The organism is Nocardia sp. NPDC046473, assembly GCF_040645995.1.
Taxonomy (GTDB): domain Bacteria; phylum Actinomycetota; class Actinomycetes; order Mycobacteriales; family Mycobacteriaceae; genus Nocardia.
The window spans coordinates 105,126-107,479 of sequence record NZ_JBEYZJ010000014.1 but is presented as its reverse complement, the minus strand read 5'-3'; the positions used below and the strand labels follow the sequence as shown (position 1 = coordinate 107,479).

General features: G+C 67.7%; 2 protein-coding genes. Both read right to left on the bottom strand.

Translation table 11 applies throughout. The annotated features are described in order from the left end of the window. Positions 1-188 precede the first annotated feature (188 nt). Positions 189-581: a hypothetical protein gene (locus ABZ942_RS40810; protein WP_357391628.1), complete on the bottom strand. Its 393-nt coding sequence runs from the start codon at positions 579-581 to the stop codon at positions 189-191. 339 nt (positions 582-920) lie between these two features. Continuing rightward, the gene (locus tag ABZ942_RS40805; RefSeq protein WP_357391627.1) at positions 921-2,345 is read right to left on the bottom strand and encodes a HAMP domain-containing sensor histidine kinase; all 1,425 of its coding nucleotides are present in this window, start codon (positions 2,343-2,345) and stop codon (positions 921-923) included. Between the last annotated feature and the right edge of the window lie 9 nt (positions 2,346-2,354).

The window sequence follows — 2,354 nt, the reverse complement described above, 5'->3', positions numbered from 1 at the left end:
CAGCGACTCCACTGCGGCCAGGTAACCCGACGCACCCTCCGAAAATTGTTTCCCGATTTCGTCGTCACCCCACGGGGTCCCCAATGACTGGATGCTGTTGTTCAGTTTTTTGAGAATGTCGAACAGGCCGTTCGCCGCACTCGGCAGATCCGCCAGCTTCTTGCCCTTGGCGATCAGTTCCGTCGGATTTACCTGTACGGCTTTCCCGCCGCCGCTCGAATTACCGCCACCCGAGTTGCCGCCACCCGTATTACCGCCGCCTGGGTTGCCACCGCTCGGCTTACCACCACTCGGGTTGCCGCCGCCGTCACCGCTCGGCTTACCGCCGCCGGAGTCACCGCCATTCGGCTCGCCACCGCCGGAATCGTCACCATTCGGCTTACCGCCACCCTGGTCACCACCATTCGGCTTACCGCCACCGTTCGGCTCGTCACCGGGGCCGGTCGACCCATCCGCGCCCGTAGCACCGTGCCGACCTGGACCATGCGGTCCAGTCGCACCCGAAGGACCATGATGACCAGGATCATGCGGCCCAGTGCCACCGTGTGGCCCGGTCCCACCATGAGGCCCCGTCCCACCATGCGGTCCCGTCCCACCATGCGGTCCCGTCCCACCATGCGGTCCCGTCCCACCATGCGGATGGCCCTTGTGCGGGTGCGGGTGCGGATGACGCCCATGCCCACCGTGTTCGGGATGACGGGGGTCGTGCGAATGACCGTTGGTGTCAGGCGTGGGTGTCGTCACGGTTCCTTCTCATCTCCCGCCGAGCTCACCGCCCGACGGCCTCGTCAGCTGCCGCACTGCCGGTAGGCCCCGCTGCCACCGAGCCATCGTTGCGCCATCGGCACGGCTTGACCTTGGCTGGAGATGCAGAATTCACCGGCCCGTAAGCAGTTCACCGGGCCGTAAGGTTGCGCGAATCAGCGGATGCGGGCCGTTTCGGCGACACCGGCCGGGCCGGACGCGGCGGGAAAACTCACCGTCACCGCCAGACCGTGCGGCTCGACGGCCTCGACGAAGAACAATCCGCCGTGCTGAGCGGCCAGCGTCGCGGCGATCGGCAGGCCGAGCCCGGAGCCGCCGGCGGCGGCCTGCGCGCCGCGAAAGAATCGGGTGGTGATCAGGTCGATCTCGTCCGGCGCCACACCGATTCCGCTGTCCCGCACCGAGATCACCACCGACTCGCATTCATGGTTCACGCTGACCGTGGCCGCCGCACCACGCCCGGCATAGCGGGCCGAGTTGCTCAACGCGACGTCGAGGATCTGCGTGAGAACCTGGTGCGGCACTACCGATTCCGCAGCGGCGAGCAGGGGTCGCATGGTCAGGGTCAGACCGGCCTCGGTGAACGCATCGCGCCACGCCTCGACCCGCTCGCCAGCCACCCGCACCGCGTCGCAGCCGGACGCGGCGACCGTTTTGTCGGCGCGTCCTGGCTCGGCTTCGGCTACCGCTGAGGCCAGCAACCCGTCCAGCAGTCCGGTCAGCCGGTCGACTTCGCCGACGACACTGACGAAGGCCGAAGCCGCCCGATCGGCGGCCATCATGGGCTGCAGCGCTTGGAGTCTGACCGCCAGCGCGGTGAGTGGATTGCGCATGGAATGCGCGGTATCGGCCACGAGTCGCCGCTCGGCGGCGGCCAATTCGGCCACCGCCTGGGTCAAGGCCCGGACCCCGACCGCCAATTCCACGATCTCCGGCGGGCCCTCGTCCTTGGGCGCGTGCCCGCGCGGCTCGGCACTGCGTACCGGCATTGTCGAGGTCAGTGCGTCGACGTTGCGCAGCAGCTCGGACACCGGTCGCAGAATCCACCCGGACATCACCAGCGCGAGACCGCCGACCAAGAGCACTCCAGTCGCGGTGACACAGCCGAGTTGTATCCAGGCATCGCCGACTTGCGTGCGGGTCGCGAAGGTGGAGACCACGATGATCACGACGCCTTCAGCCTGCGGCGGCGTGCCGATCGGTTCCGCGACGAGCAGCTGTCGGGTACTCCACGGATACAGCCACGGTGGCGGGGCCTCGGGCACGAAATGCTGTGCCCGGCCGGAAATCTCGACGATCGCCGGATCGTGGCGATCCACCCCGATATTGCACAGCACGGTGCCGTCCGCTCCGATCACCAGGACGTTGTCGCCGCTTCGGTCGTGGTAGCGCTGCGCCTCGTCACGGAGATTCGCCGGTGTGTCCGCGGACAGCGCCACGAACCGTTCGGCGTCATGGATCCGATCGATGAGCAGTCCCCTGGTCCGGCTGCAGACGATCTGGAAGCCGATCCCGATGGCAAGACAGGTCATGCAGATCGCCGCGAGCAGGGTGAACGCCGTCAGCAAACGGACGCGCATCGAGCGATC

Excerpts from the sequence above, each read along its gene's own strand:
- ABZ942_RS40805 (WP_357391627.1), bottom strand. The coding sequence starts at position 2,345 with ATGCGCGTCCGTTTGCTGACGGCGTTCACCCTGCTCGCGGCGATCTGC.
- ABZ942_RS40810 (WP_357391628.1), bottom strand. The coding sequence starts at position 581 with ATGGTGGGACGGGGCCTCATGGTGGGACCGGGCCACACGGTGGCACTG.